Annotated in this window: 31 protein-coding genes; 16 read left to right on the top strand and 15 right to left on the bottom strand. The window is 62.3% G+C overall.

Going from position 1 to position 25,842, the window contains the following annotated elements; genetic code table 11:
* The first annotated feature begins 39 nt into the window (after positions 1 to 39).
* Together phaZ and AC2FMY_RS04950 are read left to right on the top strand one after the other, a co-directional pair.
* Complete coding sequence (gene phaZ, locus AC2FMY_RS04955) at positions 40 to 1,317, top strand: polyhydroxyalkanoate depolymerase (protein ID WP_496745908.1); 1,278 nt, start codon at positions 40 to 42, stop codon at positions 1,315 to 1,317.
* A gap of 3 nt (positions 1,318 to 1,320) precedes the next feature.
* Positions 1,321 to 1,905 (top strand): DUF6151 family protein, encoded by a 585-nt coding sequence (locus AC2FMY_RS04950; protein WP_496807066.1) that lies wholly within the window; start codon positions 1,321 to 1,323, stop codon positions 1,903 to 1,905.
* Here the strand turns inward: AC2FMY_RS04950 and AC2FMY_RS04945 are convergent.
* From AC2FMY_RS04945 to AC2FMY_RS04930, 4 genes are all read right to left on the bottom strand, one after another.
* A complete protein-coding gene (locus tag AC2FMY_RS04945) occupies positions 1,896 to 2,603 on the bottom strand; it encodes an alpha/beta fold hydrolase (RefSeq protein ID WP_496807065.1) in 708 nt (235 codons plus the stop codon). The two genes, AC2FMY_RS04950 and AC2FMY_RS04945, sit on opposite strands and share 10 nt — an antisense overlap.
* Before the next feature lie 83 nt (positions 2,604 to 2,686).
* Entirely contained in the window at positions 2,687 to 3,301 is a 615-nt protein-coding gene (locus AC2FMY_RS04940; protein ID WP_496807123.1) for a hypothetical protein, read from the bottom strand.
* 52 nt (positions 3,302 to 3,353) lie between these two features.
* Entirely contained in the window at positions 3,354 to 4,346 is a 993-nt protein-coding gene (locus tag AC2FMY_RS04935; protein ID WP_496807064.1) for an alpha/beta hydrolase, read from the bottom strand.
* Complete coding sequence (locus tag AC2FMY_RS04930) at positions 4,346 to 5,095, bottom strand: alpha/beta hydrolase (RefSeq protein ID WP_496745903.1); 750 nt, start codon at positions 5,093 to 5,095, stop codon at positions 4,346 to 4,348. Before AC2FMY_RS04930 ends, AC2FMY_RS04935 begins: the two co-directional genes overlap by 1 nt.
* 215 nt (positions 5,096 to 5,310) lie before the next feature.
* Between AC2FMY_RS04930 and thrS the strand changes: the two genes are divergently transcribed.
* The 5 genes from thrS (at position 5,311) to AC2FMY_RS04905 (ending at position 9,987) form a co-directional block, all read left to right on the top strand.
* Entirely contained in the window at positions 5,311 to 7,269 is a 1,959-nt protein-coding gene (gene thrS, locus AC2FMY_RS04925; protein ID WP_496807063.1) for a threonine--tRNA ligase, read from the top strand.
* 210 nt (positions 7,270 to 7,479) lie between these two features.
* Positions 7,480 to 7,782: a BufA1 family periplasmic bufferin-type metallophore gene (locus tag AC2FMY_RS04920; protein ID WP_496748348.1), complete on the top strand. Its 303-nt coding sequence runs from the start codon at positions 7,480 to 7,482 to the stop codon at positions 7,780 to 7,782.
* A gap of 71 nt (positions 7,783 to 7,853) precedes the next feature.
* Positions 7,854 to 8,711, top strand: a complete 858-nt coding sequence (bufB, locus tag AC2FMY_RS04915) for an MNIO family bufferin maturase (protein ID WP_480749626.1) — start codon at positions 7,854 to 7,856, stop codon at positions 8,709 to 8,711.
* The gene (locus tag AC2FMY_RS04910; protein ID WP_480749625.1) at positions 8,708 to 9,466 is read left to right on the top strand and encodes an HvfC/BufC family peptide modification chaperone; all 759 of its coding nucleotides are present in this window, start codon (positions 8,708 to 8,710) and stop codon (positions 9,464 to 9,466) included. Before bufB ends, AC2FMY_RS04910 begins: the two co-directional genes overlap by 4 nt.
* Positions 9,466 to 9,987 carry a DoxX family protein gene (locus AC2FMY_RS04905; RefSeq protein WP_480749624.1) on the top strand — a complete coding sequence of 174 codons (522 nt, stop codon included), beginning with the start codon at positions 9,466 to 9,468 and terminating at the stop codon, positions 9,985 to 9,987. Before AC2FMY_RS04910 ends, AC2FMY_RS04905 begins: the two co-directional genes overlap by 1 nt.
* A gap of 3 nt (positions 9,988 to 9,990) precedes the next feature.
* On the opposite strand, the gene AC2FMY_RS04900 is transcribed toward AC2FMY_RS04905, so the two are convergent.
* Positions 9,991 to 10,359, bottom strand: a complete 369-nt coding sequence (locus AC2FMY_RS04900; protein WP_480749623.1) for a hypothetical protein — start codon at positions 10,357 to 10,359, stop codon at positions 9,991 to 9,993.
* Between the two features lie 41 nt (positions 10,360 to 10,400).
* Positions 10,401 to 10,718, bottom strand: coding sequence for an ArsC/Spx/MgsR family protein (locus AC2FMY_RS04895; RefSeq protein ID WP_496807062.1), 318 nt, complete (start codon positions 10,716 to 10,718; stop codon positions 10,401 to 10,403).
* Positions 10,719 to 10,930: 212 nt separating this feature from the next.
* Between AC2FMY_RS04895 and AC2FMY_RS04890 the strand changes: the two genes are divergently transcribed.
* Positions 10,931 to 11,137 (top strand): cold-shock protein, encoded by a 207-nt coding sequence (locus AC2FMY_RS04890; protein WP_480749621.1) that lies wholly within the window; start codon positions 10,931 to 10,933, stop codon positions 11,135 to 11,137.
* A gap of 115 nt (positions 11,138 to 11,252) precedes the next feature.
* Here AC2FMY_RS04890 and thyX read toward each other — a convergent pair whose 3' ends face one another.
* The gene (gene thyX / locus AC2FMY_RS04885; protein WP_496807061.1) at positions 11,253 to 12,179 is read right to left on the bottom strand and encodes an FAD-dependent thymidylate synthase; all 927 of its coding nucleotides are present in this window, start codon (positions 12,177 to 12,179) and stop codon (positions 11,253 to 11,255) included.
* A 195-nt stretch (positions 12,180 to 12,374) separates the two neighbouring features.
* Between thyX and AC2FMY_RS04880 the strand changes: the two genes are divergently transcribed.
* The 3 genes from AC2FMY_RS04880 to AC2FMY_RS04870 are packed head-to-tail and all read left to right on the top strand — an operon-like array spanning position 12,375 to position 14,223.
* Positions 12,375 to 12,803 (top strand): VOC family protein, encoded by a 429-nt coding sequence (locus tag AC2FMY_RS04880; RefSeq protein WP_496748343.1) that lies wholly within the window; start codon positions 12,375 to 12,377, stop codon positions 12,801 to 12,803.
* Positions 12,800 to 13,504 carry a DUF1194 domain-containing protein gene (locus tag AC2FMY_RS04875; protein ID WP_496748342.1) on the top strand — a complete coding sequence of 235 codons (705 nt, stop codon included), beginning with the start codon at positions 12,800 to 12,802 and terminating at the stop codon, positions 13,502 to 13,504. The genes AC2FMY_RS04880 and AC2FMY_RS04875 overlap by 4 nt, the downstream gene beginning before the upstream one ends.
* Positions 13,501 to 14,223, top strand: coding sequence for a DUF1194 domain-containing protein (locus AC2FMY_RS04870; RefSeq protein ID WP_496748341.1), 723 nt, complete (start codon positions 13,501 to 13,503; stop codon positions 14,221 to 14,223). Before AC2FMY_RS04875 ends, AC2FMY_RS04870 begins: the two co-directional genes overlap by 4 nt.
* Here the strand turns inward: AC2FMY_RS04870 and AC2FMY_RS04865 are convergent.
* From AC2FMY_RS04865 to AC2FMY_RS04855, 3 genes are all read right to left on the bottom strand, one after another.
* Positions 14,217 to 14,714: a MarR family winged helix-turn-helix transcriptional regulator gene (locus tag AC2FMY_RS04865; RefSeq protein ID WP_480749616.1), complete on the bottom strand. Its 498-nt coding sequence runs from the start codon at positions 14,712 to 14,714 to the stop codon at positions 14,217 to 14,219. The two genes, AC2FMY_RS04870 and AC2FMY_RS04865, sit on opposite strands and share 7 nt — an antisense overlap.
* A gap of 76 nt (positions 14,715 to 14,790) precedes the next feature.
* Positions 14,791 to 15,048 carry a succinate dehydrogenase assembly factor 2 gene (locus AC2FMY_RS04860; protein WP_480749615.1) on the bottom strand — a complete coding sequence of 86 codons (258 nt, stop codon included), beginning with the start codon at positions 15,046 to 15,048 and terminating at the stop codon, positions 14,791 to 14,793.
* A complete protein-coding gene (locus AC2FMY_RS04855) occupies positions 15,045 to 15,437 on the bottom strand; it encodes a helix-turn-helix domain-containing protein (RefSeq protein WP_480749614.1) in 393 nt (130 codons plus the stop codon). The genes AC2FMY_RS04860 and AC2FMY_RS04855 overlap by 4 nt, the downstream gene beginning before the upstream one ends.
* A gap of 90 nt (positions 15,438 to 15,527) precedes the next feature.
* Between AC2FMY_RS04855 and AC2FMY_RS04850 the strand changes: the two genes are divergently transcribed.
* From AC2FMY_RS04850 to AC2FMY_RS04840, 3 genes are all read left to right on the top strand, one after another.
* Positions 15,528 to 16,730: a pyridoxal phosphate-dependent aminotransferase gene (locus AC2FMY_RS04850; protein ID WP_496748340.1), complete on the top strand. Its 1,203-nt coding sequence runs from the start codon at positions 15,528 to 15,530 to the stop codon at positions 16,728 to 16,730.
* A 16-nt stretch (positions 16,731 to 16,746) separates the two neighbouring features.
* The gene (locus AC2FMY_RS04845) at positions 16,747 to 17,142 is read left to right on the top strand and encodes a hypothetical protein (protein ID WP_496807060.1); all 396 of its coding nucleotides are present in this window, start codon (positions 16,747 to 16,749) and stop codon (positions 17,140 to 17,142) included.
* A 70-nt stretch (positions 17,143 to 17,212) separates the two neighbouring features.
* Complete coding sequence (locus AC2FMY_RS04840) at positions 17,213 to 18,583, top strand: dipeptidase (RefSeq protein WP_496807059.1); 1,371 nt, start codon at positions 17,213 to 17,215, stop codon at positions 18,581 to 18,583.
* On the opposite strand, the gene AC2FMY_RS04835 is transcribed toward AC2FMY_RS04840, so the two are convergent.
* Complete coding sequence (locus AC2FMY_RS04835; protein WP_496807058.1) at positions 18,550 to 19,944, bottom strand: MATE family efflux transporter; 1,395 nt, start codon at positions 19,942 to 19,944, stop codon at positions 18,550 to 18,552. The two genes, AC2FMY_RS04840 and AC2FMY_RS04835, sit on opposite strands and share 34 nt — an antisense overlap.
* A gap of 104 nt (positions 19,945 to 20,048) precedes the next feature.
* Here AC2FMY_RS04835 and AC2FMY_RS04830 point away from each other — a divergent pair, with 104 nt between their 5' ends.
* Positions 20,049 to 20,687 (top strand): TIGR02453 family protein, encoded by a 639-nt coding sequence (locus AC2FMY_RS04830; RefSeq protein ID WP_496748257.1) that lies wholly within the window; start codon positions 20,049 to 20,051, stop codon positions 20,685 to 20,687.
* A 21-nt stretch (positions 20,688 to 20,708) separates the two neighbouring features.
* On the opposite strand, the gene ppk2 is transcribed toward AC2FMY_RS04830, so the two are convergent.
* On the bottom strand, positions 20,709 to 21,635 hold the full coding sequence (ppk2, locus tag AC2FMY_RS04825) for a polyphosphate kinase 2 (RefSeq protein ID WP_480749607.1): 927 nt from the start codon (positions 21,633 to 21,635) through the stop codon (positions 20,709 to 20,711).
* A gap of 123 nt (positions 21,636 to 21,758) precedes the next feature.
* On the opposite strand from ppk2, the gene AC2FMY_RS04820 reads away from it, so the two are divergent.
* Entirely contained in the window at positions 21,759 to 22,661 is a 903-nt protein-coding gene (locus tag AC2FMY_RS04820; protein WP_496807057.1) for an alpha/beta fold hydrolase, read from the top strand.
* A gap of 102 nt (positions 22,662 to 22,763) precedes the next feature.
* Here the strand turns inward: AC2FMY_RS04820 and AC2FMY_RS04815 are convergent, their stop codons facing one another.
* From AC2FMY_RS04815 to AC2FMY_RS04805, 3 genes are all read right to left on the bottom strand, one after another.
* Entirely contained in the window at positions 22,764 to 23,372 is a 609-nt protein-coding gene (locus AC2FMY_RS04815; protein ID WP_496807056.1) for a carboxymuconolactone decarboxylase family protein, read from the bottom strand.
* Between the two features lie 267 nt (positions 23,373 to 23,639).
* A complete protein-coding gene (locus AC2FMY_RS04810; RefSeq protein WP_496748255.1) occupies positions 23,640 to 24,146 on the bottom strand; it encodes a hypothetical protein in 507 nt (168 codons plus the stop codon).
* A gap of 95 nt (positions 24,147 to 24,241) precedes the next feature.
* Positions 24,242 to 25,765, bottom strand: coding sequence for an amidohydrolase family protein (locus tag AC2FMY_RS04805; protein ID WP_496807055.1), 1,524 nt, complete (start codon positions 25,763 to 25,765; stop codon positions 24,242 to 24,244).
* Positions 25,766 to 25,842: the final 77 nt, after the last annotated feature.

Genomic DNA, 25,842 nt, shown 5'->3' with positions numbered 1-25,842 from the left:
GGTCCGAACTCTCAAAATGGGACTCTGGAGGCCCGTTTCATGCGCTACATGATGACCTACGACCTAATGGAAACGGCCCGCAACACGAACCAATGGCTTGGCGCCACGGCCAATTCCATGGCCTCCTATCCACTGTTCAGCATGTTCCCCAACCCCGCCTTCAACTGGATGGCGGCCTGGGGCGAAGTCACGGAACGCACCTTTCAGCGCATGGTTGCCAAGCCCGATTGGGGCATTCGCACCTTCACCTGTGAAGACGGCAAGGATCACCTTGTCGAAATCGATACGGTCGTTGAACGCCCCTTTGGCGACCTGATCCACTTCAAGGTCAACGGGCGCGAGGAACAACCGCACAAGGTGTTGCTGGTCGCGCCCATGTCAGGCCACTATGCCACGCTGTTGCGTTCGACGGTGAAAAGCCTGCTGGTCAATTGCGAAGTCTACATCACCGATTGGCACAATGCGCGTGACATTCCAGTTTCCGCGGGCAAGTTCGATGTCGAAGATTACACGCTCTACCTCGTTGATTTCATGCGCGCACTTGGAGCGGACACCCATGTCATCGCGGTCTGTCAGCCCGCGCCGCTGACGCTGGCCGCCACTGCCTATCTGGCCGAGCTTGACCCAAAAGCGCAGCCCAGCACGCTGACCCTGATCGGCGGCCCGGTGGACCCAGACGCAACCCCGACCGAAGTCACCGACTTCGGTCGACGCGTGACCATGGGCCAGCTGGAACAGTCAATGATTCAGCGCGTCGGCTTCAAGTACAAGGGCGTCGGGCGCATGGTTTATCCAGGCCTGCTGCAACTCGCGTCATTCATGTCGATGAACGCCGAGCGTCACTCCAAGGCCTTTTCGGACCAGATCCACCGCGTGATGCGTGACGAGGCGTCGGATCACGACGCGCACAACCGGTTCTATGACGAATATCTCGCCGTGATGGACATGACTGCCGAATTCTACCTGTCGACGGTCGAACGGGTGTTCAAGAACCGCGAGATTGCGCGCAACGAATTCATCGTCGATGGGCACAAGGTGGATCTCGGCAAGATCACCGACGTGGCCATCATGTCTGTCGAAGGGGCCGATGATGACATTTCGGCCCCGGGCCAATGCATCGCCGCGCTCGACCTCAGCACTGGTGTACCCGCCAGCAAAAAGGCCAGCCATATCGAACCCGGCGCGGGCCATTACGGCATCTTCGCCGGCCGCAGCTGGCGTGACAACATTCGCCCGCTGGTGATTGACTTCATGACGAAAAACGTCCGCCGCCCGGCCAGCGCCAAAAAAGCGGCGAACAAGAACTCCGCGGCCTGATCCGTGCCGGTCCATGGCGGCACGCCGCTCTCTTTCGCCTGTACTTGCGGGAAGCTGACCGGCCATATCACCGCTGCTGGTGTGGCATCCGGCACCCGCGTCGCCTGCTTCTGCCCGGATTGTCGCGCGGCGGAACTTTATTTCGGGCAACCCGACCCGGCCCCCGGGCCGGTCGACATTTTCCAGCTCAGCCCGGATACCGTCGTGATCGACAGCGGCAAGGAACACCTCGCGCTTATGCAGCTGGGACCGAAAGGGTTATATCGCTGGTACGCGCGCTGCTGCAACAGCCCCATTGGCAACACGATGAAGTCGCCCAAAATCCCGTTTGCCGGGATATGCGTCAAGCGCCTGAGCGAGCCCGAGCGTCTGGGGCCTGTCATCTCCAAAGGCTATGTTCTGGGTAACGACGGCGTTCGGCGGCACGAAAACCTGCGCCCCGCCCTTATGGCGGTCTTGCGCAGAGCGATCTCGGCCCGGCTGTCAGGCCGATGGCGCAAGACCCCGTTCTTCGACATCGCCACCGGACATCCCTCGGCCCGGTCCACGGTGCTGAGCAAAGAAGAACGCGCTGCCCTCTACCCCTGATGCGGCCTGCCCAGCCAGCGTTTCAGGGCGCCCGTCACCTTGTCCGGCGCCTCCATTGTTGGCAAGTGGCCCGCCTCTTCGATGATCGCCAGTTCCGCATGCGGAATCAGTTCCGACATGAACGTATGGCGCATGACCGGCGTCAGCCCGTCATGCGCCCCGCACAGAACCAGCGTCGGCACCTTGATCTTGCACAACGTGCCCTGCTGGTCCGGTCGCCGCTGCAAGGCCCGCATCTGGCGCACGAATACCTCTGACCCCAGATCCATCGCCATCCTGTAGAACCGGTTCAGCACATCCATCCTGCGCGGCCCCGGCGCCAGAAACTCGGCCCGGAAGGTCTCGTGCATCACGTCTTCCAGCCGCCCGGCCTTGGCCCGAACCATCAGCGGCTCGCGCGATGCCGCGATCTGCGGTGTATCCGACAGGGCATCGGTATCCATCAGGCACAACCGCGACACCCTGTCCGGCGCGCGCCGAATGATTTCCATCGCGACAATCCCACCCATGCTGAGACCCGCCAGAGCGAACCGGCGCGGCAACTGGTCCAGCAACCCCGAGGCGATCTCCTCAACCCTTTCCCCTTGCGTGATCGCCCCGACCGTCACCGCCCGCTCGCGCGAGAAACACCGCAACTGTTCCTCGAAAAGGCGCGCATCGCACATCATTCCGGGCAGGAGAACCAAAGGCTCGACCATCTGAACCGTCCTTGCAAACAGCGCTTCACCTGGCGCATACGGTCCCAGAATGAGACCTTGCCCACGATCAGGCAAGCGGAACGTTACGGATAGCGAATGCCGCGAAACTCGGGGAAATCCGCGTATCGCGCGCGGCGCGATTCACGTGGCTCCCCCGGTTCCGCCCCTGGCGCCAGCAACCGCCCGCGCGGCGCGATATAGCTGTCGATGCGCCTGAGCGGTTTGGGCCGCCACACCAGATTGAAGGCACAGAGCTTGGGAAAGAACCAGATCTCGGAGTAATCCAGATGGTCATGCATCCACCATGCCAGATCGCGCCAGTCCCGCCCCTGCGCAAAACGGTCGGCAAACCAAGGGATCACCACCGAAGCTCCGGCGATGCGGGCATCTCCTTCGCCCCGGTCCCAGATATGGCATTCCAGCGGATGATCGTTGCGCGCGCAGTTCAGCCGATTCTCGTTGCCGAACCGGTTGAGCGCCGCCGAGCGATAGCCCGACCGCACCGCCACCCGGCCAAAGGTTTCCTCCAGCGGGTCCATCAGCGCCTCACAAAACGCCCGCCCCGTCTCGATCGCCAGATCGGGATTGTCGGGAATGTTCTGCCGCTCGTGGAAATTCCCGATTTCCGAATACAGAAAATCCCGCATGAAAAAATGCCGCGACAAACGCACCCGGCCCAGCGTTTCAAGACTCCACATGCTGCCGGGTTTGCGCATCATGCCCTCCGATAGCTGGTCGCGCACCGCTCCATCACTCGATCCCCTGCTGCGTCAGCCAGTCCAAAATGCCGCTGACCGCCGCCTCGGTCTGGCCGGGTGACACCAGATCACCGGCAATCACATGCGATGACGGGTCATCCCCGTCCCCCATCGTCACCAGATGCTCGGTCACCGCCCCGCCCCAGCGCCCTGCGATCTGATGCGTCATGTCGGGCCGCACCACCTGATCGTCGGGCGAATACCAGAACAAGGCCGGGATCGTTACCCCCGAGAAATCCAGCGCCACGACCGCCCTGACCAGCGCCGACATCGGCACCACCGCCTCCCAGGAATAATGCGTGGCCCAAAAGGTGTTGATGTCGGGATCAGGGTCCGGCGCGCCCCGCTCCCCTCCCATCACCAGCGGCAGCCACAGGCGCGCGCCCGGCAGGGTCGGCACCCAAGCCGCGCGGTCATTCACCCCGAAATTCGGCGATACGAAAACCAGCGCGGCAATGCCCTCGCTCATCTCCGCATCCACCGCCGCAGCCGCCGCCAGCGCGCCCCCGGTCGAGGTTGAGATCACCACCACCTTCTCCCCCACCGCCCGCGCCGCGGCCAGCGCCTCGGCGGTGTCGCGCAACCACCCCGATGCGGTGCCTTCGGCCATGGCGTCGCCGCCGCGCCCATGCCCTTGCAGACGCGTATAAACCAGGTTCGCCGCCAACGCCTCTGCCACCCGATCGGGCACCGGGCGGATTTCCTCGGAAGTGGCCGAAAACCCGTGAATGTACAGAACCGAATAGGGCGTACGCTGCTCTTCCGCGCCCGGCTGCCAGATCACCCGCTTTTCAACGCCCGGAGTGATGTCGTCAAACTGTGCTTCGACACTCTCGAAATAGACCTGCACCCCCTCGCCGAACTTGCGCGGATCAAACCGGGGGGACAGATCGACCTCTTCATACGGCCCGAACCACCACAGCACCCCCGCAGCGGCCAACAGAACCAGCAAAAGGCGTCCCAGAAACTTCCCGAACGCCCGCATCACCCCGCTCCCATCACATCCAGCACCGCCGCCTCGATCAGACCCAGGCATGGGCCGTCCGAAAACCGGTGATCGGCATCCTTGACCAGCAGCAGGCGCATGTCCCCGCAGGTCGCATGGTCCAGCAGGCGGACTGCCGTTTCCGTCGACACCGCCGTGTCCGCCGTACCCTGCAGGCACCGTACCGGAAAAGGCAGATCCAGCCGCGTGCGCAGCACCAGCCGGTTGCGCCCATCCTCGATCATTCGCCGGGTGACCACGTAAGGCTCCATGTAATCCGACGGCAACTCCACCCGACCCGACGCAGCCAGGGCCGCTTTCTGATCGTCGGTAAACGACGCCCACCAGCCATCCTCGGTGAAATCCGGCGCCGCCGCGATGGTGACCATCCCGGCAATCCGTCCGGGGCATGCCCGCGCCAGCAACAATGCCTGCCACCCTCCCATGGATGAGCCGACCACGATCAGCGGCCCATCGGTCAGCGCCGAAACCGCCGCCACCGTATCCTCGTGCCAATCGCCGATACAGCCTTCCTCGAAGTGACCCGAGCTTTCCCCGTGACCGGAATAGTCGAACCGCAGATAGGCCTGCCCGCGCGCCTTCGCCCAGGCCTCCAGATGCACTGCCTTGGTGCCCTCCATATCCGACTTGAGGCCCCCCAGGAAAACGATCACCGGCCCCGCGCCCTCAGTCTTGTGATAGGCCAGCCGCCGTCCCTGCTCCGTCTCCAGAAAATTCGTTGCCGTCATCAAACAGTCTCCTTCATCGCCCGCATCATGCACGCGGGTCCCGCAAGCGCAATCGCCCCTGCCTTCTTTCTGGTCCAAAATACCCCGGGGAGCGCGAGGGGCAGCGCCCCTCGCTCCCGCCCTTGACACAGGCACCGGCACCTGCCAAACGACCCGAACGCAAATAACCCGCAACCGGGCGTTCAGTGGGCGCCAAACCGACGAGGAGAGCCGATATGGCCCTGGACTCACAGTCAGTCTCCCTAACCTTTCCCGATGGCAATGCACGATCCTATGACGCAGGCGTCACGCCCGCGCAGGTCGCCGCCGACATTTCGACTTCGCTCGCGAAAAAGGCCATCTCGGCCACGGTGAACGGCCGGCACTGGGACCTGCAATGGCCCATCGAGACCGACGCCGACATCGCCATCCACACCCTCAAGGACGAGGCGCAGGCCAACGAGCTGATCCGCCACGACCTCGCCCATGTCATGGCGCGTGCGGTGCAGGAAATCTGGCCCGCAACCAAGGTCACCATTGGCCCCGTGATCGAGAACGGCTGGTATTACGATTTCGACCGGGCTGAGCCCTTCACTCCCGAAGACCTCGGCCTGATCGAAAAAAAGATGAAGGAAATCATCAACAAGCGCGACCCGGTCACCACCGAGATCTGGGACCGTGAGCGTGCGATCGAGTTCTACAAGGCCAATAACGAACCCTACAAGGTCGAGCTGATCGAGGCCATTCCCGGCAACGAACCGCTGCGCATGTACTGGCACGGCCATTGGCAGGATCTCTGCCGTGGTCCGCACCTGCAGCATACCGGCCAGTTGCCGGGCGACGCCTTCAAGCTGATGTCCATTGCGGGCGCCTATTGGCGGGGCGACTCCAGCCGCGCCATGCTGCAGCGCATCTATGGCGTGGCCTTCACCGGCAAGGAAAAGCTCAAGGCGCATCTGCACATGCTGGAAGAGGCCGCAAAGCGCGACCATCGCAAACTGGGCCGCGAGATGGACCTGTTTCACATGCAGGAAGAGGCGCCGGGCCAGATCTTCTGGCACCCCAACGGCTGGACCATCTACACCCAGTTGCAGGACTACATGCGCCGCCAGCAGCGCCGCGGCGGCTATGTCGAGGTGAACACGCCGCAGGTCGTCGACCGCAAGCTGTGGGAACGCTCGGGCCACTGGGACAAGTATCAGGAAAACATGTTCATCGTCGAAGTCGACGAGGAACATGCCCGCGAAAAGGCCGTGAATGCCCTCAAACCGATGAACTGCCCCTGCCATGTCGAGATCTTCAAGCAGGGCCTGAAATCCTATCGCGACCTGCCGCTGCGCATGGCCGAGTTCGGATCGTGCAACCGCTACGAACCTTCAGGCGCGCTGCACGGCATCATGCGGGTGCGCGGATTCACGCAGGATGACGCCCATATCTTCTCGACCGAAGAGCAGATCGAGGCGGAAACCGCCGAATTCATCCGCTTCCTCAGCGTGATCTACAAGGATCTGGGGTTCGAGGATTTCTCGGTGAAATTCTCCGACCGCCCCGAAACCCGCGCCGGATCGGACGAGGTCTGGGACAAGGCCGAGGCGGCGCTTCTGTCCGCCACCCGCGCTGCCGGAATCGAACCCGAACTGAACCCCGGCGAAGGCGCGTTTTATGGCCCCAAGCTGGAATTCGTGCTGACGGATGCCATCGGGCGCGACTGGCAATGCGGCACATTCCAGGTGGATTTCGTGTTGCCCGAACGGCTGGATGCAACCTATATCGGCGCCGATGGCGCCAAGCATCGCCCCGTCATGCTGCACCGCGCGACGCTGGGCTCGTTCGAGCGTTTCATCGGCATCCTGATCGAGGAACACGCCGGCAAGCTGCCCTTCTGGCTGGCCCCGCGCCAGGTCGTCGTCGCCTCGATCACCTCCGAGGCCGATGATTACGTGAACGAGGTCGTGGCCGGGCTGCAAAAGGCTGGCGTGCGCGCCGAGGCCGACATCCGCAACGAAAAGATCAACTACAAGGTTCGCGAACATTCGGTCGGCAAGGTCCCGGTCATTCTGGCCGTCGGACACCGCGAAGTCGAAGAGCGCACGGTCTCGGTCCGCCGCCTTGGCGAAAAACAGACAAGTGTTCAGTCACTTGAAGATGTAACAAAAGACCTGTCGCGGGCCGCAACGCCCCCCGATCTTCTGTAACATTCCCCGCCCTTCCGGTCTTTTTTTCGGGCCGGAAGGGCAATATAATTCATATTACCCTTAAAAAACAATGTACTAGACTCAAAGCCGGCGTTACACTCGCTGACGGGGCTGTGAGACACGGGGTCGTGAATTTAACTGTGCGCACCCAGCCCCTACCTTTGTCAGTGTCACGAACAAACCAACCAAGTCATCAAGAGGAAAATCGAGATGTCGAACACCGCAAAAACCCTGGTCATCGCAAGCGCCGTTGCCGCCGCAATCTCCGGTGCAGCCACCACCGCAAGCGCGCAAGCCAAGGAAAAGTGCTATGGCGTTTCTCTGGCGGGTCAGAACGACTGCGCCGCGGGCCCCGGCACCACCTGCGCCGGAACTTCGACCGTTGACTATCAGGGCAACGCCTGGACTCTGGTCGACGCCGGCACCTGCGAAGGCATCGACCTGCCCGCACAGGCCGACGGCAGCGCCCGCAAAGGCTCGCTCGAAGCGCTAAACCGCGACCTGCCGGCATAAATCTACGCCGAACACCAAAGGGCGGGTATGGACAATGCTCGCCCTTTTCCAATCAGACAGGAGACGGGCTGATGTTGGATGATGCGCTCAGATCGAACCGCCTGCCGGCGGCGCCGGGCGTCGGGTACAAGCCCCAGCATTTTGCCCAGATCCTTGATGCGGCCGCCCCCGTGGCGTGGCTGGAAATTCATGCCGAGAACTACATGGGCGACGGTGGCCGCCCTTTGGCGCAACTGCGTCACCTGTCCGAACAATTCCCGATTTCGGTCCATGGTGTCGGCCTTTCCATCGGCGGTGAAGGCCCCCTGGACCCAGATCACCTGGCCCGCCTGAAACACCTCGTCGGCTGGCTCAACCCTGCCAGCTTTTCCGAGCATCTGGCCTGGTCCACCCATGACAGCCATTTCCTGAACGATCTACTGCCCTTGCCCTATACAGATGCGACGCTGGCGCGGGTCTGCGAACATATCGATCAGCTGCAAGAGACGGTCGGGCGCAAGATGCTGCTGGAAAACCCTTCCAGTTATCTGGCCTTTGATGAAAGCACCTGGACCGAACCGGATTTCCTGCGCGAGATCAGCCGGCGCACCGGTTGTGGCCTGTTACTGGACGTCAACAACGTCTTTGTCTCGGCCACCAATCTCGATTTCTCGCCGCAGGGTTACATTGAAGCCTACCCGCTTGAACAGGTGGGCGAAATCCACCTCGGCGGCCATGACGAGGATCACGACGACCACGGCAGACCCCTGCTGATCGACAGCCACGGGCGCGAGGTGGTCGACCCGGTCTGGGCGCTGCTGGACTATGTGCTGGATCGGTCCGGGCCCAAACCCGTCCTGATCGAATGGGACACCGACGTACCCGACTGGCCGGTTCTGCGGGCCGAGGCCGAACGCGCACAAGCCGCGCTCGAACGGATACCGGCATGAGTGTCTCGCAAACCACTTTCCACGACGCGATCCTTGATGCCGCCCAACCGGTTCCCGAGGGCCTCAGCGATGCGCACAACCAGCCTGCGGGCCGCCGGTTCAGCGTTTATCGCAACAACGTGGCCGTGTCTCTGACCGAGGCGATGCACCAGGCCTTTCCCGTCATCGCCAAGCTTCTGGGCGCACAGAACATGGATGGGCTGGCGGGTATCTTCCTGCGCAGACATCCCCCCAGCTCGCCGCTGATGATGCATTATGGCAAGGCCTTCCCGGATTTCCTTGCAGGGATGGAGCAACTGTCGCATCTGGGCTACCTCCCCGATGTGGCGCGGCTGGAACTGGCGTTGCGCCGTTCCTACCACGCCGCCGACAGCACACCCATCCCGCCCGAGGCGCTTGCCATCGACACCGAGAAACTGCTTTCCGCACGGCTGACCTTCGCCCCGTCGATGGTCCTGCTCCGCTCTCCCTGGCCGGTGCACGATATCTGGCGCTTCAACACCCAAGACGGCGCCCCGAAACCGCAACCCGGCGCGCAGGACATCCTGATCACCCGCACCGAGTTCGACCCGGCCCCTCACTTGCTGCCGCCAGGTGGCGCGGACTGGATCGAGATGCTTATGGCCGGACACTCCATCGGCCAGGCCCATGAATACGCCCTGTCAAAGGCAGATGACTTTGATCTGGGCGCCACATTGACCCTGCTCCTGCAGGGCAACGCCATCGCTTCTTTGACTACCGAAAGGCTGACATGATGACTGCTGCACTGATTACCCTTCACAACAGTGTCTCTGGCAAGCTCGACCGCGCGTCGGACATGCTGACACCGACACTGGCGCGGATCGTTTTCGCCGCAGTCCTGCTGTTCTATTACTGGAATTCGGCCATGCTCAAGATCGACGGATCGATCTTTTCGCCCTCGGCGGGCGCCTTCGGCCAGATCTTCCCCAAAGCCGCCGAGGCGGTTCTTTATGACGTCACCCAGATGAACATCTTTCAGCGTCTCGTCATCTTTGCCGGTACGGTTGCCGAATTCGTCCTGCCCGCACTGGTCGTACTCGGCCTGCTGACCCGCCTGTCGGCCATCGGCATGATCGGCTTTATCTGGGTGCAGACCATCGTCGACGTCACCGGCCACGGCGTCAAGCTCGGCAGCCTGTTCGACAACACTGTGACGCTGATCGACCAGCGCGTGATGTGGACATTCCTGTTGCTGGTTCTTGTGATCAAGGGCGCCGGTCCGCTTTCGCTTGACCGTGTGCTGCGCCTCTCCTGACGTCTAGAAATGCGCCTTGGGTTCGTCCGGCTTACCAGCGGCGAGCCCAAGCACCCCGGCCAGACCGGCAAAAGCGATGGGAAACATCGTGAAGGCGTTGAAGCCAAAGGCGTGATACATCCCGCCCGCCGACAGCAACAACAACACCCCACCCCATAACGCCCGCGCCCGCGCCATGGCCCCGCCCGCAATGGCCAGCATCGGCGACAGGATCGAAACGGTCTGGATCAGGGTGACGTTCTGCACCTGCTCGGCCACGCCCTCGATTTCGCCGAACTGCTCGATCAGCGTGACATAGCCATAGCCGAAAAACCCGACGATCATGCCGATCAGTCCGGCGACGACACCCAGCACCATGGCGGCGTTTCGCATATCTTTCCTCCGGTTGCCTGGACCCGCAGATAATCAGCCGCTCAGGAAACGCCAAGGGCGGCGCGGGTTTTATCCGTCCAGCCCAGATATAACGCGCCGTCACTCTCGATCAGCGGCCGTTTCATCAGCGTCGGATGCGCCGCCAGCAACTCTGCAGGCGGTTTCGCGCGTTCGTTTTCGTCCAGCCCGCGCCAGGTCGTCGACCGGGTGTTGAGCAAAACATCGCCGAACTCCGCCAACGCCCGCGCCATGACTTCCGCTGGCACGCCGTCGGAGCGCACGTCAATAAATTCCATTTCCGGAATTGATTTCAATGCCTTACGGCACGTGTCACAGGTTTTGAGGCCATATAGCCGCATTTTTCCCCCAAAAACCGGGTTTGCTGAAAAAATAGACAATCCGGTTTTGACCGGAGTGTTGTTCTTGATTTTTTACAATGAGATGCAATTGTGAGAAAGGTGAAACCCGCCTTTTTTGCCGGTTTGTCTTTGCATTCCGGTAAGTTGACGGTGGGTGGACCGAACTCGCCCCAAATTCCGGGGCAACGACCAAGGAGAAGGAGACACGGGAAATGCCAACTGGCACCGTGAAGTGGTTTAATACAACCAAAGGCTATGGATTTATTGCGCCCGATGAAGGGGGCAAAGATGTGTTTGTTCATATCTCGGCCGTAGAACGATCGGGCCTGACAGGGCTCGCTGACAATCAGAAAGTTTCGTACGAGCTTCAGGACGGACGCGACGGCCGTCAGATGGCTTCTGATTTGAAAGCGTTGTAACGACCTTCCGCGCATCGCGCGGCGCGAACAGAAAAGGACAACGGCTGAATTGACGGCCGTTGACCATTCCCCCAAAACACCTCGATCCTCCGGACAGGCAACGCCCTGCCTCTGGTCAGGTCGGGCTGGCCTGGTCGCCCCGGATGACGGCCTCGAACTCGCGCCATTCGCGGGCCGACAGGCCCGAGTTTTCCTGCGTGACGTCCTCACCCTTCAGCATCCGGCGCAGGCTATCGACCATCTGCGCCGACAGGTTGACCGCGCCCAGACGGTAATCCTCGAACGCCTTATAGGCGAACGGCACCCAGTCGGCCACGATCTGGCACATGGTTTCGGCATAGACCCGGATTTCATACTGCGCATGAGCATCCGCCCGCAAACGCAGGAAATGGAACAGGTTGTGCAGGTCCACCTTCCAGTACCACTGGGTATAGACGTTGGCAGGCAGGTTCATCCGCGCCAGTTCGCGCGCCAGCCCCTGCTGGCCGTCCTGCCCGATCATCGCCTCGTAATTGTCATAGCAGCGGGCGCTGTCGGCCTTGAGAATCTCCAGCACACGCGCCGCCTCTTCGCCCTGCAACGTGTCGCCCCGGCCCTGGTTGTTGACCTCGGACTGCGCCGCAACATGCTCGGGCGCGGGGATATAGAACTCGCGGTCCAGAATCGAATAGCGCGCTGAATACTCGTTCACGTTGGCGGTGCGGTGGCGGATCCACTGCCGCGCAACAAAGACGGGCAGTTTGACATGCAACTTGATCTCGCACATCTCGAACGGCGTCGAGTGCCAGTGCCGCATCAGGTACCGGATCAGCCCTTCGTCATTCTGCACCGACTTGGTGCCCTTGCCGTACGACACCCGCGCGGCCTGACAGATCGCGGCATCATCGCCCATATAGTCGATGACCCGGACAAAACCGTGATCCAGAACCGGATGCGCGGAATACAACCGCTCTTCCATTCCCGGCGCGACCACCCGGCGGGTCGGCTGCGTCTGCGCGCGCTGCGCCTCGATCTCGGACAGTTGATCTGGGGAAAGCGGCATCGACACGTCCTTTCGTGAAATGAGTCGTCCACCACTATATATCGATATCCCACCCCCCGGAAAGGCGACATAAGGTACAATCGTCCGGGAAATTTACCGCACGATCTTTTTGAGTTTCCCGCGCCCGAACCCTCGACTAACGGGCGTGACGCGCTAAGCTTGGACGCGATGACTTTCTGACAAAGGATGACCGCGATGGCGCTGACCTATCTGCACACCATGGTGCGCGTGAAGGATCTGGAAAAATCCATGGCCTTCTACGAATTGCTCGGCCTGAAGGAGACCCGGAGATATGAAAACGAGAACGGGCGTTTCACGCTGGTCTTTATGGCGCCGCCGGGCCAGGAAGACGCCCCGATCGAGCTGACCTACAACTGGGATGGCGACGACGCCCTGCCCAGCGACAGCCGCCATTTCGGGCATCTGGCCTATGGCGTCGATGACATCTATGCCGCCTGCCAGCACCTGCAGGATAACGGCGTGACCATCAACCGCCCGCCCCGCGACGGGCGCATGGCCTTTGTCCGCTCGCCCGACAATATCTCGGTCGAACTGCTGCAGAACGGTACGGCTCTTGACCCGGCCGAGCCGTGGGCCAGCATGGAAAACACGGGACACTGGTGATCCGCTGGCTGGCGATACTGGGGTTTGCCTTGCTGGCAAGCCCTCTCAGGGCGCAGGATTGTCGCCTTGCGCTGGTGCTGGCGATTGACGTGTCCTCCTCGGTTGACGAGGCCGAATATGCCCTGCAACGCAACGGGCTGGCCGCCGCCCTGCTCGCGCCCGAGGTCGAACATGCGTTTCTCTCTGCCCCGCTGCCGGTGGCGCTTGCCGTCTTTGAATGGAACGGGCGGTTCAACCAGCGCGTATTGCTGGACTGGCGGATCATCCGAGGCGCCGAAGACCTTTATGCCGCCTCGTCCATACTTGCCGCGTCGGAAAGGACCGGGGGCATCTTCCCAACTGCGATGGGCCATGCCCTCAGCTTCGGCGCTGTCCTGTTGCAGCGGGCGCCGAAATGCCAGCGCCAGACCATCGACGTGTCAGGCGACGGGATCAACAATGACGGCTACGGCCCGACCGAAGCCTATCGGCATTTCCCGTTCCAGAATGTCGTGGTCAACGGCCTCGTCATCATGAGCGGCGCTTACGAGGCGGCAACCGAACTGATCCCCTTCTATCGTGAAAACGTGCTCAAGGGGCCTTCCGCCTTTCTGGAAATCGCCAACGGGTTCGACGATTTCGAAAGGGCCATGCGGCGCAAGCTCGAGCGCGAGGTGTCCGGCCTGATCGTCAGCCAGGCAAATTCAGGGGTTGCCGAGTGATCCTGCGCGTCGCCGCCTGCCTTTTCATGTTGCTGACCTCGCAGGCCACCGCGCAATGTCGGCAGGCGCTGGCGCTCGGCCTCGACGTGTCCGGTTCGGTCGACAGCCGCGAATACCGGCTGCAACTCGACGGGCTGGCCAGGGCGTTGCAGCATCCCCGCGTGACGCAAGCCCTGCTGTCACACCCGTCGGCCCCGGTGCGCCTGGCCATCTATGAATGGAGCGAAGCCGGCCATCAACGCCTGCTGCAGGGCTGGACCGATATAATCAGCGCCGATGATCTGGCGCGCATCACTGCAACCCTTGCCGCAACCCGCCGCGCATCCGCCCCCAGCGGCACGGCGGTCGGCGCGGCCATGCTGTTCGGCGCCGACCTGCTGGCACAGCAGGAAACATGCTGGAAACGAACGCTGGATCTGTCCGGCGATGGCAAACACAATATCGGCCCCCACCCGCGCGAGGTGAAAGACGGCCTTGCCGATGCTAATCTGACCATCAATGGTCTGGTCATCGGCGCCGACGACCCCGGTATCGACGACAAGCGGCTGTTGCAGGTCGGTGAACTGATCGCCTATTACGAGGCCTGGGTCATTCTGGGCCCGGATGCCTTTGTCGAATCCGCCCTGGGGTTCGAGGATTTCGAGGCCACCATGGCCCGCAAGCTCATGCGCGAACTCCAAGGTCTGACCCTGTCATCGCTCCGGCCCGATGATCAATAAATATACCGGATCTGATCCGTCCAGTACCGCTCGACCCGGCGCAGGGACGAGGTGATGTTTTCCACCCCATCCGCCCCCAGAACGCCTTTGGATTGCAACCCCTCGGCATGCCTTGCAAAAAGTTCCGACACGATATCACGGATGTTGCGCCCCTTCTGTGTCAGCCTGACCCGGACCGAGCGCCGGTCGATCTCGCACCGCTGGTGGTGCATGTATCCCATTTCGACCAGCTTCTTCAGGTTATAGCTGACATTGCTGCCCTGATAGTAGCCGCGGCTTTTCAATTCGCCCGCCGTCACCTCGTGATCGCCGATATTGAACAGAAGCAGCGCCTGTACCGCGTTGATCTCCAGAATCCCGACCCGCTCGAACTCGTCCTTGATCACGTCCAGCAGCAACCGGTGAAGCCGCTCGACCAGCGCCAGCGCCTCCAGATAGATGCCCATGAAGCTTTTGTGTTCCGATACCGTAAACTTTCTTTCGATACTCATCCCGTTCTCCGACTCGCCAAACTGCGCAAACAGGATGCACCCGCAAAGCCGAAGAATCGGTTAAGGTAAAATTTCGCTATTTTTGAAAGGTTTGCGCGATATCGCCGATCAATGCGCCATATTTCTCGGGCGCGGGCACCTGCCCCGTGACCCATTGATACAGGTCCTGATCGTTCTCATGCAGCAGCGCGTCGTACAGATCCAGCGCCACACCGTCCATCCCGGGCAGGTTGCGATCCGCATAGGCCGACAGGATCAGGTCCATCTCCTTGATCCCGCGCCGCATCGAGCGCATTTTCATCCGCCTGATGCGGTTCTCGCGCGTTTCGGTCATTCAACGGACCCCGCCAACTGACGCAGGCGTTTTTCCAGGCGCGCGGCGCGCTCGGCGTTTTCCCGCATCGAGCCGCGCAACGCGCGCAGATCCGCCAGAACTTCCGCCAGATCAGACGAGGCATCGACCGGTTCGCCCGGCACATCCGCGCCCTCGCCTTCACCGGTCAAAAGCCACTTGATCGACACGTTCAACATGCCCGCCAGCATTGACAGCTTGTTGGCACGGGGTTCTGACACATCGTCCTCCCACCCCATGATCGTCGCCTTCTTGACCCCCAGCCGACGCGCCAGCTGCGTTTGTGTCATGCCCGCGGCTTCGCGCGCGCCTGCAACGCGGTCCCCAAAGGTAGCTGCATCCGGTCCGAACCAGTTGTTGTCATCGCTCATTGCATGCTCCTTTGCCGTTTCCATATCGCTTGATCCCAATTCGGGCGCACCCTATGACAGTCGCGCACAAGATACAAACCGAGGCCGCCCATGAGTTTCCTGTCTGCGACATTGTCTCGCGTCAAACCCTCGCCCACCATCGCGATGACGGCCAAGGCGGCCGAACTCAAGGCCGCCGGACGCGACGTGATCGGCCTCAGCGCGGGAGAGCCGGACTTCGACACACCGCAGAACATCAAGGACGCCGCCGTCGCCGCTATTGCCGCAGGCAAGACCAAATACACCGCCCCCGACGGGATCATCGAGCTGAAACAGGCGGTCTGCGCCAAGATGAAACGCGACCACGGGCTCGATTACACGCCCGCGCAGGTCTCGGTCGGAACCGGCGGCAAACAGACGCTTTACAACGCCCTCATGGCAACTCTGAACGACGGCGACGAGGTGATCATCCCCGCGCCCTACTGGGTCAGCTATCCCGATATGGTGCTGCTGGCGGGCGGCACGCCGGTGGTGGTCAGGACCACGCTGGAAAACCGCTTCAAGCTGACCGCCGAACAGCTTGAGGCAGCGATCACGCCGCGCACCAAGTGGTTCATCTTCAACTCGCCCTCGAACCCGACCGGCGCGGGCTATTCCCATGACGAACTCAAGGCACTCACGGATGTGCTGATGCGCCACCCGCATGTCTGGGTGATGAGCGACGACATGTACGAACACCTCGCCTATGACGGGTTCGAATTCTGCACTCCGGTACAGGTCGAACCGGGGCTATACGGCCGCACGCTCACCTGCAACGGGGTTTCCAAGGCCTATGCCATGACCGGCTGGCGCATCGGCTATGCCGCCGGCCCGGACGAACTGATCGCCGCCATGCGCAAGGTCCAGTCGCAGTCCACCTCGAACCCCTGCTCGGTCAGCCAGTGGGCGGCGGTCGAGGCGTTGAACGGCACCCAGGAATTTCTCGCCCCCAATAACCAGACCTTCAAACGCCGCCGCGATCTGGTGGTCTCGATGCTCGGCGAAATCGACGGCATCACCTGCCCCACACCCGAAGGCGCATTCTATGTCTATCCCTCCATCGCCGGTCTGATCGGCAAGACCACGCCCAAGGGCACCCGCATTGACAGTGACGAGGCCTTCGCCACCGCCCTGCTGGAAGAGGCCGACGTCGCTGTCGTCTTCGGCGCGGCCTTTGGCCTGTCGCCGAATTTCCGCGTCAGCTACGCCACCTCGGACACCGCCCTGACCGAAGCCTGCACCCGCATCCAGCGCTTTTGCGCATCCCTGACCTGACCGAAAGGCAACGGCGATGGACCTGCCCGAATACTACTTCCGTGTCCGCGAAAACGGCGCCTTCGTCTTTCGTCTGGACACCAACAACCGCCACCAGCGGATCGAGATGGACCAGATCGCCGTCGTCAACATCCGCAATGGCGAGATCAAGCCACACGGCCAGCGCACCCTGACGCCCGAGGACATGGCCGAAATCGAACGCTGGATGGCCGAACGCAAGGCGCTGCTCGCCCAGCGCGACATCGACGACATCCACCGTGCCGTGGATTACTTGAACCTCACGACCCATTGGGCGCAATCCAAGGCAACGCCCGAACAGCTCGATCAGGTCACCGACGCCCTGCTGCTGGCGATGCACGACCTGCGCACGGTTCTGGTGCGCAAAACGGCCGACCGTCTCAGCAAGGACTGACGCCCGGTTTCGATTGCCTCGCGCCTGCAATGCCGCCACTCTTCCGCGCAGGAAAACGGGAGGCGCGAAAATGCACTGGCAGGATTATCTCGACACGCATCAAAACCGGTTCGAACAGGAACTTCTGGACTTCGTGCGCATCCCCTCCGTCTCGGCAATGCCCGCGCATATGCCGGATGTGGAACGCGCCGCCAATTGGGTCGCGGACAGGCTGGGCAAAGCAGGGATCGAACATGTCGCGGTCCTGCCAACCACCGGCCACCCGGCGGTCTATGGCGACTGGATGCATGCCGGGGCCGACCGGCCCACGGTGTTGATCTATGGGCATTTCGACGTCCAGCCCGCCGACCCGTTCGAACTGTGGGACAGCCCGCCGTTTGACCCCCAGATCCGGCAGGGCTGTGTCTTTGGTCGCGGCGCCTCGGACGACAAGGGCGGCATGTTCATCCCCATCCTCGCCATCGAAGCATTGCTGGCCACCCAAAAACGCCTGCCGGTCAACGTGAAATTCCTCTTTGAAGGGCAGGAGGAGATCGGCTCGCCCGACATGCCCGACTTCATCAGGGCCGAGGCGCGCCGCCTGTCCTGCGACATGATCTTTTCCGCCGACGGGCTGCAATGGACGGCGGACGAGGCACAGCTTGTCATGGGCCTCAAGGGGCTGGTGGGGGTCGAGGTGATCGTCGACGGCCCCTCCGCCGATCTGCATTCCGGCCTGCATGGCGGCGGCGTCAACAACCCGCTGATGGCGCTCAGCCAGATCCTTGCGTCGATGAAGGACGCCGAAACCGGCCGCATCACCATCGACGGCTTCTACGACGACGTGGTGGATCTGACGGCCGAAGACCGCGCCCAGATCGCCCGCGTGCCTTTTGACGAAGCCGAATACCTCGCCGAAACCGGCGCGCCCGCGCCGTTCGGGGAAACCGGATACTCCGTTCGCGAACGGCTCTGGGCCAGACCCACGCTTGAACTCAACGGCCTGACCGGCGGCTATCAGGGCGATGGCAGCAAAACCGTCCTGCCCGCCCGCGCCAGCGCCAAGATCACCTGCCGGCTGGTCGCCAATCAGATACCGGAACAGATCGCCGAACTGATCCGCGCCCATGTCGCCCGCCACACGCCTCCGGGCGTCACCACGCGCATCGAACATCTGGCAGGCGACGCCGATCCTTTTCTCGTGCCGCGCGGCCATAACGCAACGCAGGTGGCCGGACAGGTCCTCGAAGAGGTCTATGGCGACAAACCGTTCATCACCCGGGTCGGCGGCTCGATCCCGATCATGACGTTGTTCCTGCGCGAATTGGGGGTGCACGGGGTCATGTTCGGCTTTTCCATCGGCGACGAGAAGCTGCACGCCCCGAACGAGTTCTTCCGCCTCGCCAATTTCCGCCGTGGCCAGACCGCCTATTGCCGGTTGCTGGAACGACTTGGCGGCTGATCCAGTCGCGGACCCACCTTGCGGATCACCCGGCCCCAGAACCGGGTCATCAGCATCACGCCTGCAAAGGCCAGCCCCACCACCAGCCCGGCCCAGACACCGATCCCCTCATAGCCATAGACAAAGCCCAGCAGGTATGATGCCGGAATGCCGATCACCCAATAGCTCAGCGCTGCCATCACCATCGGCACCGCCGTGTCCTGCGCCCCGCGCAACAGCCCCAGCGCCATCACCTGCGCCCCGTCGACCAGCTGGAACAGCGCCGCCATCGCCAGCAGCCCGACACCGATGGCCAGGATCTCGGGCCGCAACGGGTCGTCCGTTTCCAGAAACAGCGAAATCAGGGGCTTGGCGCAGGTCAGGAACAGGACGATCGCGATCAGCGATACGGCCAGCGACATGACGATCACCACCACCGCCCCGCGCGCCATACGCTTGCGATCCCGGCGGCCAAAGGCATTGCCTGCCCGGATCGTCGCCGCATTGCTCAGCCCCAGATGCACCATGAAGGTGGCCGAAGCCAGCTGAATGGCGATTCCATGCGCCGCCAGCGGCACCGCGCCCAGCCAGCCCATCATCATGGCCGAGGCCGCAAACAGGCTGACCTCGCTCAGGTTGGTCAGCCCGATCGGCACGCCCAGCCGGAAAACCCGCGCGAACATCTCCCAGTCGGGCCGCCAGAACCGCTGGAACAGGCGATGTTCGGGCAACTTGTGCACGGCATAGGCGATCACCGCAACCAGCGACACAAGCTGAGTCGTGACCGACGCGACCGCCGCCCCGATGATGCCCAGCTCCGGCGCGCCCCAGTTGCCGAAAATCAGCGCATAGTTGGTGAACGCATTCACCACCGCCGCGCCCACCGCGATCCACAGCACGATCTGGGTCCGCTCCAGTGCCGCCAGATAGGATTTCAGCGCCATGACCAGAAGCATCGGCATCAGGCCCCAGCCCGCCACCCGCAGATACTCCGCCGCCAGCGCCGCCACGCCCTCTTCCTGACCCAGCGCCAGCAGGATCGGATAGGACCACCACAACAGCGGCATCGCCAGCACGGTGAACAAGATCGACAGCCACAACCCCATGCGAGTCGCACGCCGGATGCTGGTTTCGTCCTCTTCCGCCGCTGCCGCCGCAACCATCGGCATCACCGCCCAGCCGAATCCGGCCCCCATCAGGAACAGGACAAAAAAGTAGCTTCCGGCCAGCGTCACCGCCGCCAGCGCCTCGACACTGTACCAGCCCAGCATGACGGTATCGGTCAACCCGATGGCGAACTGCGCCAGATGCCCGCCGATCAGCGGCAGCCCCAGAACGGCAATAGCGCGGGCATGCGCCCCAAATGTCATGGTCGTGCTCATCCGGTCAGGCTTATGACCGGCGGTCGCCACTTACAAGAGCCGACGAACGCCATACCCCTGATCCGTCCCACCTGCTAAACTGTGCAGGATGGAGGAACCGCCCCATGCCCGACCCTTTCGCAGACCTGATTCCCAAGGCCCGCGCCTTTCTTGGCGAACTGGCGCGCAACAACTCCCGCGACTGGTTCAACGACAACAAACTCTGGTTCGAGGCCGATCTGAAATCGCCCGCAACCCTGCTGCTGGATCAATTCGCGCAAACCATCGGGCCGGGCACGCACAGCAAGCTGTTCCGCCCGCAACGCGATATCCGCTTCTCCAAGGACAAGACCCCCTATCACACCCACCTGCACATGCTGTGGACCCTGCCGGGAACCTCGCCCGCGCCGGGCGTCTTCTTTGGCATCTCGCCTGAATATGTCAGCATCGGCGGCGGCGTCATGACATTCGACAAACCGGCGCTCGCCATCTGGCCCAAGCAGATGAGCGGCCCCATGGGGGATGAGATGTCACGACTTCTGGAAGGCTACCGGGCCAGGGGCTACCGCATCAGCGAGCCCGAACTCAGACGCGTCCCCGCCCCTTTCGATCAAGACCATCCCAACGCGGACGTGCTGCGTCGCAAATCCCTGACCGTCTGGAACGACCTGCCGCCCGCGGCGTACAACCGCCCGCTGGACGCGCTGCAGGACACCTATTCAGACCTCCGCCCCCTGCTGATTGCGCTGCAAGGGGCGTTCTGAACCCCGCCCTTCCGGATCGGGTCACTTCACGCGCGCCTCCGGGTGTATCGCGGAGCCCAGAATGTGATCGGACTTGTGGATCACGTGATGCGCCTGCCCCACGATCAGCGGATCGGGTACTCCCACCAGCGCGTGATCCTTGCCCGGATAATCCAGCGTCGACAGGAAATGCCGCATGCAGTTCAGGCGCGCGCGTTTCTTGTCGTTCGACTTGACGATGGTCCAGGGCGCGTCCGCCGTGTCGGTATAAAAGAACATCGCCTCCTTCGCCTCGGTGTAGTCGTCCCACTTGTCGAGGCTCGCCTTGTCGATGGGCGACAGCTTCCACTGTTTCAAAGGGTCGGTCTCGCGAGACTTGAACCGGCGCATCTGCTCGTCGCGGGTGACCGAGAACCAGTATTTGTAGAACCGGATGCCCGAGCGCACCAGCATCCGCTCCAGCTCGGGCGTCTGCCGCATGAATTCCAGGTATTCGTTGGGCGTGCAGAATCCCATGACCCGCTCGACGCCCGCGCGGTTGTACCAGGACCGGTCATAGAACACCATTTCGCCAACCGTCGGCATCTCCTGCACATAGCGCTGGTAATACCACTGCCCCTTCTCCTCCCAGGTGGGCTTGTTCAGCGCCACCACGCGGGCCTGGCGCGGGTTCAGGTGCTCCATGAAACGCTTGATGGTGCCGCCCTTGCCCGCCGCATCCCGGCCCTCGAACAGCAATACGAACCGCTCGCCGGTCTCCTGAGCCCAATGCTGGACCTTTAGCAATTCGGCCTGCAGCTTGGCCTTTTCGGCCTCGTATTCGCGCCGGATCATCTTCTTCGAATACGGGTACTTGCCGCTCTCGAACGCCTGCCGCACCCGCTCCGCGCTGGGTTCCGCCTTGATCGCGTCGGGGTCCGCGCCATTCGGGCGCACTGCATTTTCTTCGGGCCGGGGCGCTGTCACCATCCGCTCGTTCTCCTTGTCTCCTCTGACTTATGAAAGACTAGCACAAACGCCAAAAACCCGCGTTGATCGGTGTCAAACACATGCATCTTTATCCAAAACTGGACCCCACAACGCATCGGATGCATGCTGCCCGCGAAAGGAACCGCGATGCAAAGCGAAACCGTCACCCTGAACGGCCATCCCTTCTTTCTGCGCAAATGGGGCGACCCAGCGCTGCCCCGGCTGCTGATGCTGCACGGGTTTCCCGAATATGGCGGCGCGTGGTCCGATCTCGCCCCCCATCTCGCGCACCGCTTCTTCTGCATCGCCCCCGACCAGCGCGGCTATGGCCAAAGCTGGACGCCCGACGGGGTCGAGAACTATGCCCTCTCGAAACTGGTTTCCGACATGGCCGCCCTGATCGGCCTGGTGGGCCAGCCCCTCACCGTTCTCGGCCACGATTGGGGTGCCTCAGTAGCCTATGGGCTGGCCATGTTCCGCCCCGACCTCGTTTCGCGGCTGATCGTCGCCAACGGCGTCCACCCGGTACCGTTCCAGCGCGCCATGGCCTCGGGCGGCGCGCAATCAGAGGCCTCGCAATATATCAACCGACTGCGCGCGCCCGATGCCGCCGATTGGCTCGCCGCCGACAATTACGCCAAACTCGAACAGTTCTTCCGTCACGGCATGGGGCTCGATTGGCTGACAGATGACCGGATGGCCGCCTGCCGCACCGAATGGGCGCGCCCGGGTCGGCTGAACGCCATGCTGAACTGGTACCGCGCCTCGCCCCTGCGCATCGCCGATCCCGGCCAGCCACTGACCGACCTGCCGGATCTGCCCACCGAACGGCTGCGTGTCACCTGCCCGCACCTGCTGATCTGGGGTCCCGACGACAAGGCGCTGCTGCCCGAAGCCACCCACGGGCTCGAAGATTTCGCCCCCGGTCTCACCCGCGTCGACATTCCCGGCGCGGACCACTGGCTGCACCACCAAAATCCCCAGGCGGTCGCCCGCGCCATCCTCGACTGGACCGCCCGAAACTGACCCCTGCTTCTTTCCGGTCTCAAATACCCCGGCGAGCCACCATTGGTGCGCCATTGGTTCAAGCGTCAATGGCGGTGGGGCAGCGCCTCTCGCTCCCGCCCTTTACCGATGTCCCCAATCGTCGGGATCATCCGAGTTGTTCGGCGACAGCCCCAGAATGTCGCCCTCGGTCGAACAGCCCAGCCCCAGCACCGTCCGGTTCGCGTAAGAAAAATAGGCACAGACCTGGTTGATCTCCAGGATCTCGCCATCCTCCCACCCGGCCCGCCGCAGCGCCGCGACGTCCGCCTCGATCATCGCTTCGGGCGTCTCGGTCAGCTTGCGCGCATATCCCATCGCCACAACCTGCGCCGCATCCAAAGGCGCCTCTTCCAGCCGCCGCGCCTCGATTGCCGCCCGGATCGCATCGCCCCGCGTCGCATCCCCCAACAGGCGCTGCAATCCCTGGAAATGATGCTCCACGCAATAGCCGCAGCCGTTGAGCGAACTGACCCAGACCCCCAGCGTTTCCAGAAACCACTTGGGCACCCGGTTGCCGGTGTGATGCAGTACGTTCTTGTACAGCACCATATGCCCTTCCATCGAATGCGGCCTCAGTGAATGCGCCATCATGATGTTGTCCACGTTGTTCCCCGGCCCCGTCACCCGCTCATACAGCTTGCGCAACTTGCCCGTGGCCTGCTCGAACGGCACCGTCCTGATCCAACTCATCTGGTTTCACTTCCCTCTTGCTCGTCAAATCTCCCACAGCCTAGAGAGGATCCGCATACGCTTCGAGACCTAAAATTTGGCTGCCGACCCACCCATGGAAACGCATATATCCTGCCTGTCCCGGCAATCACGTATAGCGCGGGCGCAATAATTGCAAAACGCATCGGGAAGCTCCAACCTGCCAGAAAGCCGCCGATGGCATCGCCAACCATCTAGAAACGTACACTATTTCGATGAACACGCTGATGAATGCCGGGGCTTTCCCCTTCAGATCATCGGATCATAAGCCCACTGCAACAGCGCCTGACGCTGGCGCGGACGGCAGAACAAATCGCCGGGATAGCAATTGGCAAGGATCTGGCCCCGGTGCCGCGCAAACGCCCGCCACCGCTTGATCTGAACCGCATCCACCTCGGGCAGACGCCGGCCCAGATAGTAACGGCAATACCATTGAAACCACCCGCGCGGGTCCGGCCCCACGATCCAGCCCTTTTCCCGCCAATGGCTCAGGGGCTGGCGGCTTTTCACCCCGAAATAATTGACCTTGGGGTCCGGTATGTCGCTGAGCTTCGCGTTCTCGAACCAGTCGGGCGGAAACTCATCGCCGCAATCGGTACAGTATTTGCCTTCGAACACGCCCATTTCCAGCATCTGCCCGGGTGAATAATACGGCTCGAACCCCGGCGCGAAATCCGCGCCCATCGGGGCCTCCAGCACATAGCTGTACCCCGTCTGCATCTTGTCGTTGACGTCAATTCTTCGCTGTGACGGCACCTGCTCCTCCCGTTATCCGAACGAACTTATCAGCCCATGCATGTCCGACCGTTGTCGCGGTCGTCTCCAAAGTCGCTCTGAACTCCGGGCGGCGCTCATTCACCAGCCCGTATTGCTTGTCCGGGATGAACACCGGGAACCAACGCGCCGTCGCGGATCACCGGCTGCCCGTTCACGATCACATGCCGGAACCCTACCGAGGCGAGGCTGTTCGTGCCGGCTTCATAACCCGCCATTCCATTGACCTCATCCGGGTCAAAGATGGTGATGTCAGCAAAGGTCCCGGCCTGAATCCGGCCGCGTCTAGCCATCGACGGGGCAAATTGCTCAAGGAACTCCGCCTGCAGGAACGAGGTCTTGGCGATGATCTGCGGCATGGTGAGGCCACCATCGTCGATGGCGAGCCGAAGGTAGGTGCCGAATGTTCCGGCGCTGCGCGGATGACCATTGCCCGCCCCGAATGGTGCATCGAATGGCAGCGAATGCCCGTCGGCATCGACAAGGGGCATGCCGTCGCTGCCGATGATCACATCGGGATGCAGGACCGCGGCCAGCATGTCTTTCTCCTTGATATGCTCCATCACGAAAAACCCGTCGGGCCTTTCAGCGCGGTACCTGTTGAACGTCTCCTCGGTCAGCGTTTCCCCGGTTTCGACCCATGTCAGGTCGGAATAATCCATGCCCGTCCGTTCCTGCCAACCGGGCGACAGGATCTCGGCGGCAATGAAACTCGACCCTTTGACATAGGGAAACGCCTCGGCAAGGATTTCGCCTCCGTTCGCATTGGACCGATCGATCATCGCCAGCGCGGCAGGCGTGTCGGACAGCGCATTGGTGGGCACATGATGCAACACCAGTGGCACATCATAGGCCATTGACAACGCGATGAATTCTTCCTGTCCCAGCAGACCGCTCGGGGCGATGTTGCTCAGATATCGGGGGTGGGTGGTCAAAAAACTGCCCTCATCCGCAGCCACGTCGGCCATTCGCAAAATGCCTTCGCTGCGCGCCGATGGATAATAGCCGACCATGACCCCGATACCGAGACCGCCATCATGAATGCCGTTCCTCACAAGCGCGTCGATCTCGTCAAGCTGCGTATCGGTGGCCTTGTCGACAGACCAGCGGTTTCCTGTCTCTCCGGCCTTTTCAAGGGCGTGGGTCATCATCGGGCTGCCATGCGACTCCACCCCGTCCATCAACAGCAGCCGCGCCGAGGCATGGCCCACGGACACACCGTAATTGGCCAGGGATACCCCGGACTTGGCATCGTAATAGACCGACACCGGCAGGGCCCCGGCCTCAAGATCCATCTGCGTCGTGCGGCCGTCAAAAATCGAAACCTTTTCACTGTACGGGTCCTGCCCATGCGCGTGAAAGTCGATGAAACCGGGCGCGGCAATCAGACCGCCAGCATCGATCTGGTCGGTCCCCGTGATCGGGTCCGGCGTGACGATGGCGATTTCATTGCCCCTGATGCCGATATTGCGCACCTGATCCAGCATTGTCTCGGGATCGATCACTCGGGCACCCGTTATCACCAGATCGTATCTCTCCTGCCCCGTAGCAGCGCCGGACACCATCCCAACGGCAACAGCCATGATCGCCATACGCAGCATTTTGTTCTCCTGTTTACGAAGACCTCAGACAATCTCGCCCAAAGTTTGGTCATCTTGCCTTGCCACTCTCCCAAGTC

Source organism: Ruegeria sp. YKSE079 (genome assembly GCF_059612845.1).
Note: the sequence above shows the minus strand (reverse complement) of the source record. Positions and strands in the feature narration are given on the sequence as shown.